Origin of the sequence: Magnetospirillum aberrantis SpK (assembly GCF_011022235.1) — a bacterium.
Classification (GTDB): domain Bacteria; phylum Pseudomonadota; class Alphaproteobacteria; order Rhodospirillales; family Magnetospirillaceae; genus Magnetospirillum; species Magnetospirillum aberrantis.
This window is the reverse complement of record NZ_JAAIYP010000047.1, coordinates 127,690-136,300: the sequence shown is the minus strand read 5'-3', so window position 1 is coordinate 136,300 and position 8,611 is coordinate 127,690. Positions and strand designations below refer to the sequence as shown.

Sequence of the window (8,611 nt, the reverse complement as noted above, 5' to 3'; positions counted from 1 at the left end):
CGCCAGCGCCCTGCGCTTCGTTTAGGCAATGGCGCCCTGCGCTTCGTTTAGGCAATGGCGCCCTGCGCCAGGGCGGTGTCGGTCCCGGTGGTCTCGTCGCGGGTGTCCAGGTGGCGTTGCACCGCCATTTCCAGCATGTTCGGCCACAGGCCGCCCGGCCGTTCGGGCGGTGGCGGCGGCAGATGGGGTTCGTTGATGCGGAACACGCCGGCCAGGCAAACCGGAACGTCCAGATAGTCGTCGATGCGGTCGTGCAGCCAGGAATGCACGCCCCCTTGCGGCAGCTTGTCGCGCAGCCGGGCCAACCGGTTGAGACTGAGCGCGATGCGGCAGGTCCCGGCCTTGCGGCAATTGGCGCAGGTCGCCAGGGCGGCGCGTTGGGGGAATTCCGGTGTGGCGGACATGGCGGCACCTCCGCGTTCCGGGGCCGTGACGGGGGTGCCGGCACCGGGGGTCGCTTGCTTAACAAACGGTAAACAAGAAGGTGCGGGACGACAAGGCACGACTCGATGACAGGTGTCATGCGTCTAACGGATTAGCGTTCACGTTTTGGTGAAGGGCTTCATACCAATTCCACGAATTTCAGACTCGTGGAATTGGTTAGCGCCCATTGCGGGCGCGGCCAAGTGGGCGGATGCCCACGCCCGGCGAGGGGTAAAAGAAATTTTCGGCCACAGGCCGGAAATTTCTGAAACAAGTATCAGTAGCCGCACAGGGTGTAGGGGCCGATGTCCAGGTGCAGATGGTCCTGGTGGAAGCGGTCGTGATTGGGGGTCAGCACCACGTTGAAGGTGTTGCACGACGTCCGCGCCACGTCCTTGAGGAACGCCGCCTTGGCGTTACCGGCCCGCCAGTCGCGCTTGACCGAGATGACGGTGCCGTCTTCCAGTTCGAACGCCGTCAGGTCGATGGCCATGCCCTTGGAATGTTCCGACAGGCGGCCACCCTTGCTGCCGCGTGCGGCGGCGGCCGCGGTGGTGGTGTTGCGCCGGATGCGGCAATCGTAGGTGCCGGCATGGTGGATGCGCTTGAGGTTCTGGCCGAAACGCTGTTGCGCCAGCGGTTGCAACACTTCGGCCTGGTAACGCGCCACCACGCGGGCCAGCGAACACGACAGCACGGTCGGGCGGTTCCAATCGCTGCCGGTGGCGGAAACCTTGACCGGGTTGGCGATGCCGCATCCCTGGCCCGGTTCGCCGAAAGGTTCAAGCGGCTGGAAATCGGCACCCATGCGCGCCAGTTCCTGAAGGCAGGCGGCGTCGGGATCAAGGATCACCGGCGGCGGTGCCGGCGCCGCCACCCGTGGCGGCGGGCTGGCACAGGCGCCAAGGGCGGCCAGCAAGACCAGAACCGGGAAAAGACGCAAACGCACGGGCAAAGCCCCCTTTGACGGCCGGGTCTTCAGAAATACCCAATTTCAGGGGGTGAAGTCACGAAAAAATGGAATATTCGTAATGAGTTGCCGGATGACGCTGAAGTTCTCCCTCAGCGCAACAGGCTGGCGGCGACCACCACCAGTCCCAACCCGGCCGACCACGCCGCGAAGGGGGTGTAGCTGTGTCGGTCGACCCAGGCCTGCATGATTGCCGTCGCCACCCAGGCGCATGCGGCGGCGATGCCGGTGGCCAGGGCCAGGTCTGACGACAGGATCAGGCGGGTGGTGTGGGACAATTGCCACAACAGCAACGCGGCGTGCCCGCCGATCAGCGGGATCGCCAGCAACAGCGAGAAGCGCGCGGCGTCGCGCCGTTCGAAGCCCATCAGCCGGGCGGCGGTGACGGTGATCGCGGTGCGCGACACGCCGGGAACCAGCCCGGCCACCTGAAACAGCCCAAGAACCAGGGCGCCCAGCCAGCCCAGATGCTCGACCCGGCGCACGGTGACGCCCAGACGGTCGGCCGCCCACAAGGCCAGTCCCAGGACCAGCATGAACGAAGCGGCGGTCAGCGCGGTGGCGGCCGGAACCAGGGGGGCAAGGAACCAGTTGATCGCCAGGGCGGGCAACGATCCCGCCAGGACTTGCAGCAACAGGCGGCCGCCGGGGTCCATGCGGCCTTTCGCCATCTTGACCACCGCCCGGCCCATGGCGAACAGGTCGCGCCAGAAATAGACCATCAGCGCCAGGGTGATTCCGATCTCGGCGGCGACCAGTACGGCCATGCGTGAATCGGGATCGGCGGCCAGACGGCCGAAAACAGCCAGATGCCCCGAGGCGCCCAGCGGCAAAACATCGGTGATGCCCTTGATCAGGGCAATGATTACTACATCAAGCAGGGTCACGGCGGCCTCATCCCCAAGCCTTGGCGGTTATACCACTTAGGGCGGACAGGCGGAACCCGCGCAAGTAATCCCATATCGGACCTATTATCAGGCGCGGCGTCACCTGGGCATGCCAGGAGCAGAGCCATTTCAGCGATAACAGGTCAATATTGGTGACCTATGATGTATTTTTCGCTGGTTTTCCGGGGGGTTCCTGGCGTAAAAGACTCTCCGGCTTTCCCGCCCTGCGTTCAGGGCTTGTTGCAGGAACCGGTTCCATGACCCGCAAGATGCTCCAGTTCATCCGGCTTCATCAGCAGGCGCCCGACAAGCGCGCCGCCGACGAACGTGCCCAGGATTTCGGCGAGATTTCGGTCGCCTTCGACGACGACCGCGCCGGGGCCCAGGCTTCGCGTTGCGAGCAATGCGGCATTCCGTTCTGTCAGATCGCCTGTCCGGTGGCCAACAACATCCCCGACTGGCTGATGCTGACCGCCACCGGCCGCATGGAGGAAGCCTATGCCGCGTCCTCGGCCACCAACACCTTCCCGGAAATCTGCGGCCGGATCTGCCCGCAGGATCGTCTGTGCGAAGGCAATTGCGTGCTGGAGCAATCCACCCATGGCGGCGTCACCATCGGTGCGGTGGAAAAGTACATCACCGAGACCGCCTTCGAAAACGGCTGGGTCAAGCCGCCCAGGCCGCGTGTCGAGCTGACCCAGTCGGTGGGCATCGTCGGCGGCGGCCCCGGCGGACTGGCGGCGGCCGACGCGCTGCGCCGCATGGGCTACAAGGTCACGGTCTATGACCGGCACGACCGCATGGGCGGGCTTTTGATCTATGGCATCCCCGGCTTCAAGCTGGACAAGTCGGTGGTCGAACGCCGCACCAAGCTGTTGGCCGAAGGCGGCGTCGAGCTCAAGACCGGAATCGAAATCGGCCGCGACCTCAGCTTCGCCGAATTGCGGGCCCGCCATGACGCGGTGCTGATCGCCACCGGTGTCTACAAGGCGCGTGCGTTGGGCGTGCCCGGCGATTCCCTGTCCGGCGTGCATGCCGCGCTCGATTACCTGATCGCCTCGAACAAGGTCGGCCTGGGCGATACCGTCCCCGCTTATGAAGACGGCACCTTGAACGCGGCCGGCAAGGACGTGGTGGTGATCGGCGGCGGCGACACCGCCATGGATTGCGTGCGTACCGCCATCCGTCAGGGCGCCAAGTCGGTCAAGTGCCTCTATCGCCGCGACCGCGCCAACATGCCCGGCTCCCAGCGCGAGGTGGCCAACGCCGAGGAAGAGGGCGTGTCGTTCGAATGGATGGCCGCTCCCCTGGCCATCGAAGGTTCCGGCAAGGTCCAGGGCGTGCGCGCCGTGCGCATGCATCTGGGCGTGGCCGATTCCTCGGGCCGTCAGACCCCGGTGGCCATCGAGGGGTCGGATTTCACCTTGCCGGCCGATCTGGTGATCAAGGCCCTGGGCTTCGAACCCGAGGACCAGCAGGCGCTGTTCGGCGCTCCCGATCTGGCGGTGACCCGCTGGGGCACCGTGTGGGCGGACGAGAAGACCGCCCAGACCAGCATCGACGGTGTGTTCGCCGCCGGCGACATCGTGCGCGGCGCCAGCCTGGTGGTGTGGGCGATCAAGGACGGTCGCGACGCGGCCGCCAGCATCGACACCTACCTGAAGGCCAAGGCCACTCGGGCGGCCGAGTAAACTTTCCGATGCGGATGGACACGCGCGGCCTTGTTGCGCGGTCCTCCGTGTCCATCCGTGTCATTGAAGAAATTCCAACGGGCATCGACCCGCTTCGAAGGAGAGCACCATGTCCCAGAATCACGGCGAGAAGTTCGTAGCCGAGTATCTGGAGAACCAGGCCAAGCTTGAGGCCGCCGGCATCGACACCGCGCCCCACGACGCCTGCGGCGTCGGTCTGGTGGCGGCACTCGACGGCAAACCGCGCCGCGACGTGGTGGTCGCCGGCATCGAGGCCCTGCGCGTGCTGTTCCATCGCGGCGCGGTGGACGCCGACGGCAAGACCGGCGACGGCGCCGGCATCCACATCGAATTGCCGCAGGATTTCTTCAAGGACCACATCCGCCACACCGGCCACGACCCCGTCCCCGGCCGTCTGGCCATCGGCATGATCTTCCTGCCCAAGACCGACCTGGGCGCCCAGGAACGCTGCCGCTGCATCGTCGAGACCGAGATCCTGAATTTCGGCTACACCATCTACGGCTGGCGTCAGGTGCCGGTGGACGTGTCGATCATCGGCGAAAAGGCCAACGCGACGCGGCCCGAGATCGAACAGATCATGGTCGCCAACACGCTCGGCCGTTCGGAAGAGAAGTTCGAGACCGACCTTTATGTCCTGCGCCGCCGCATCGAGAAGCGGGTGCTGGCCGAACACATCTCGGATTTCTACATCTGCTCGCTCAGCTGCCGCTCGATCATCTACAAGGGCATGTTCCTGGCGGAACAGCTGACCAGCTTCTATCCCGACCTGTTGGACGAACGCTTCGTCTCGCGCTTCGCCATCTACCACCAGCGTTATTCCACCAACACCTTCCCCACCTGGCGTCTGGCCCAGCCGTTCCGCATGCTCGCCCATAACGGCGAGATCAACACGCTGACCGGCAACGTCAACTGGATGAAGGCGCACGAGCCGCGCATGAGCCACGAGGCGTTCGGCGAGTTCATGGAGGACGTCAAGCCGGTGGTGCAATCGGGCGGTTCGGATTCGGCCGCGCTCGACAACGTGTTCGAGATCATGTGCCGCGCCGGCCGGCCGGCGCCCATGGTCAAGCAGATGCTGGTGCCGGAATCCTTGGGCTCCAACACCCTGATGCCCGACGCGCATCGCGCCTTCTTCAGTTATTGCAACGCGGTGATCGAGCCGTGGGACGGCCCGGCGGCCATCTGTGCCACCGACGGCCGCTGGGTGGTGGCCGGCATGGACCGTAACGGCCTGCGCCCCATGCGCGTGTCGATCACCAAGGACGGGCTGCTGATCGTCGGCTCCGAGACCGGCATGGTCAAGGTGGCGGAAGGCGACGTGGTGGAAAAAAGCCGCGTCGGACCCGGCCAGACCATCGCCGTCGACCTTGAGGCCGGCAAGCTGTACCGCGACCGCGAGATCAAGGATCTGCTGGCCTCGCGCAAGCCCTATGGCGATTGGACCGGCCGCATCACCGAACTGGACAGCCTGGTCAAGACCGGCGCGCCCGAGCCGTCGGAACTGAGCCCCGAGGAACTGAAGCGCCGCCAACTCGCCTATGGCCTGACCATGGAAGACATGGAGTTGATCCTTCAGCCTATGGCCGAGGAGGGCAAGGAAGCGGTGGGGTCCATGGGCGACGACGCGCCCCTGGCGGTGCTCTCAGAGCATTATCGCGGCCTGCATCATTTCTTCCGCCAGAATTTCAGCCAGGTGACCAACCCGCCGATCGACAGCTTGCGCGAATCCCGCGTGATGAGCCTGCGCACCCGGCTGGGCAATTTGGGCAACATCCTGGACGAGCACGAAAGCCAGTGCGACGTGCTGGCGCTGGACAGCCCGGTGCTGTCCAACGGCGAGTTCGAGGCCATGCGCCGCTACATGGGCGAAGCGGCGGCCGAAATCGACTGCACCTTCGACCCCCGTTCCGGCGAGCACGCCTTGCGCGACGCGCTGACCCGCGTGCGGCGCGAGGCGGAAGAGGCGGTGCGTGCCGGCTGCACCCACCTGATCCTGTCGGACAAGGCCACCGGCGACGCCCGCGTCGGCCTGCCGATGATCCTGGCGGCCGGCGGCGTGCATTCCCATCTGGTGCGTCTGTCCCTGCGCACCTGGACCTCGCTCAATGTCCGGTCGGGCGAGGCCTTGGACGTGCATTACTTCGCCGTGCTGATCGGCGTCGGCGCCACCACCGTCAACGCCTATCTGGCGCAAGAGGCCATCGCCGACCGCTGGCGGCGCGGCCTGTTGCCGGGCATGAGCCTGGAAGAGGCGGTGCGCCATTACAAGAAGGCCATCGACCAGGGTCTGCTCAAGATCATGTCCAAGATGGGCATCTCGGTCATCAGTTCGTACCGTGGCGGCTATAATTTCGAAGCCATCGGCTTGTCGCGGTCGCTGGTCGCCGAGTTCTTCCCCGGCATGACCAGCCGCATTTCCGGCATTGGCCTGACCGGCATCGAGAAGACCACCATCGCCCAGCACCAAAAGGGCTTCGGCGTGGACAACGCCGTGCTGCCGGTGGGCGGCTTCTACCGCTTCCGTCGCGGCGCCGAGGCGCATTCCTTCGACGGCACCTTGATCCACACCCTGCAAAGCGCCTGCAACACCGACAGCTACTCGCTGTACAAGAAGTATTCGGACGGCATGCGCCGGCTTCCGCCCATCACCATCCGCGACCTGCTGGACTTCAAGCCGGCCGGCGCCCCGGTCAGCGTGGACGAGGTGGAAAGCATCACCGAGATCCGCAAGCGCTTCCTGACTCCGGGCATGAGCCTGGGCGCCCTGTCGCCCGAGGCGCATGGCGCCCTCAACATCGCCATGAACCGCATCGGCGCCAAGTCGGTGTCGGGCGAGGGCGGCGAGGACCGCGAACGCTATCGGCCGCGTCCCAACGGCGACAACGCCAATTCGGCGGTCAAGCAGATCGCGAGCGGAAGGTTCGGCGTCACCGCCGAATACCTGAACATGTGCCGCGAGATCGAGATCAAAGTGGCCCAGGGTGCCAAGCCCGGCGAGGGCGGCCAGCTTCCCGGCTTCAAGGTGACGGTGGAAATCGCCAAGCTGCGGCACGCCACCCCCGGCGTCATGCTGATCAGCCCGCCGCCGCATCACGACATCTATTCGATCGAGGATCTGGCCCAGCTCATCTACGACCTGAAGCAGATCAACCCCCAGGCCAAGGTGACGGTCAAGCTGGTGTCGCGCTCCGGCATCGGCACGGTGGCGGCCGGCGTGGCCAAGGCCAAGGCCGACACCATCCTGATCTCGGGCAACGTGGGCGGCACCGGCGCCAGCCCGCAGACCTCGATCAAGTTCGCCGGCCTGCCGTGGGAACTGGGCCTTTCCGAAGCCCATCAGGTGCTGACGCTGAACCGTCTGCGTCACCGCGTGCGGTTGCGCACCGACGGCGGCCTCAAGACTGGCCGCGACATCGTCATCGCCGCCATGCTGGGCGCCGAGGAATTCGGCATCGGCACTTCGTCCCTGGTGGCCCTGGGCTGCATCATGGTTCGGCAGTGCCATTCCAACACCTGTCCGGTGGGCGTGTGCACCCAGGACCCGGCGTTGCGGGCCAAGTTCACCGGCAGCCCCTACAAGGTGGTGAACCTGTTCAGCTTCATCGCCGAGGAAGTGCGTGAGATCCTGGCCTCGCTCGGCGTGCGCTCGCTGAACGAGATCATCGGCCGCACCGACCTGCTGAAGCAGGTCAGCCGCGGCGCCGCCCATCTCGACGACCTCGACCTCAACCCGCTGCTGGCCCAGGCCGATGCCGGCGGCCATGCCCGCTATTGCACCCAGGAGGAACGCAACGAGGTTCCCGAGACCCTGGACGCCCAGATCATCAAGGACGCCGCGCCCGCGCTCGAGGACGGCGAGAAGATGCAGTTGGCCTATAACGTGCGCAACGTCCAGCGGGCCATCGGCACCAAGCTCAGCCACAAGATCACCAAGAAGTACGGCATGACCGGCCTTCAGCCCGGCCACATCACCGTGCGCTTGCGCGGGTCGTGCGGGCAGTCCTTGGGCGCCTTCGCCGTGCAGGGCCTGAAGCTCGAGGTGTTCGGCGATTCCAACGACTATGTGGGCAAGGGCCTGTCGGGCGGCACCATCGTGGTGCGGCCGCCGGTGTCGAGCCCGCTCAAGACCAACGACAACACCATCATCGGCAACACCGTGCTGTACGGTGCCACCAGCGGCAAGCTGTTCGCCGCCGGCCAGGCCGGTGAACGCTTCGCCGTGCGCAATTCCGGCGCCACGGCGGTGATCGAAGGCTGCGGCTCCAACGGCTGCGAATACATGACCGGCGGCGTGGTCGCCATCCTGGGGCCGGTGGGGGCCAATTTCGCCGCCGGCATGACCGGCGGCATGGCCTTCGTCTACGATGCCGATGCGACCTTCGACGCCCAGGTCAATGCGGAAAGCGTGATCTGGCAGAAGGTGGAGACCGAGCATTGGCAAGGTGTCCTGAAGGCCCTGATCAAGGAGCACGTGGCCGAGACCCAAAGCGCCTGGGCGGAAAGCCTGTTGTCCGACTGGACGCGGGAACTGCCCAAGTTCCGCCAGGTGGTGCCCAAGGAAATGCTGAGCCGCCTTGAGCACCCGGTGACCACGGGCGGTTCGGTCGCGGCGGAATAGT

The 8,611-nt window shown here is 65.8% G+C and carries 5 protein-coding genes; 2 read left to right on the top strand and 3 right to left on the bottom strand.

What is annotated here, in order from left to right; all coding sequences use genetic code 11:
- Positions 1-47 precede the first annotated feature (47 nt).
- The 3 genes from G4223_RS19585 to G4223_RS19575 all read right to left on the bottom strand — a co-directional run bounded on the left by G4223_RS19585 (position 48) and on the right by G4223_RS19575 (position 2,280).
- Positions 48-404, bottom strand: coding sequence for a hypothetical protein (locus tag G4223_RS19585; protein WP_163683208.1), 357 nt, complete (start codon positions 402-404; stop codon positions 48-50).
- A 296-nt stretch (positions 405-700) separates the two neighbouring features.
- The gene (locus G4223_RS19580) at positions 701-1,372 is read right to left on the bottom strand and encodes an extensin family protein (RefSeq protein WP_338086942.1); all 672 of its coding nucleotides are present in this window, start codon (positions 1,370-1,372) and stop codon (positions 701-703) included.
- 113 nt (positions 1,373-1,485) lie between these two features.
- On the bottom strand, positions 1,486-2,280 hold the full coding sequence (locus G4223_RS19575; protein ID WP_163683206.1) for an undecaprenyl-diphosphate phosphatase: 795 nt from the start codon (positions 2,278-2,280) through the stop codon (positions 1,486-1,488).
- 257 nt (positions 2,281-2,537) lie between these two features.
- Between G4223_RS19575 and G4223_RS19570 the strand changes: the two genes are divergently transcribed.
- Together G4223_RS19570 and gltB are read left to right on the top strand one after the other, a co-directional pair.
- On the top strand, positions 2,538-3,971 hold the full coding sequence (locus tag G4223_RS19570; protein WP_163683204.1) for an NAD(P)-dependent oxidoreductase: 1,434 nt from the start codon (positions 2,538-2,540) through the stop codon (positions 3,969-3,971).
- A 109-nt stretch (positions 3,972-4,080) separates the two neighbouring features.
- Positions 4,081-8,610, top strand: coding sequence for a glutamate synthase large subunit (gltB, locus tag G4223_RS19565; RefSeq protein WP_163683202.1), 4,530 nt, complete (start codon positions 4,081-4,083; stop codon positions 8,608-8,610).
- The last annotated feature ends 1 nt before the right edge of the window (position 8,611 follow it).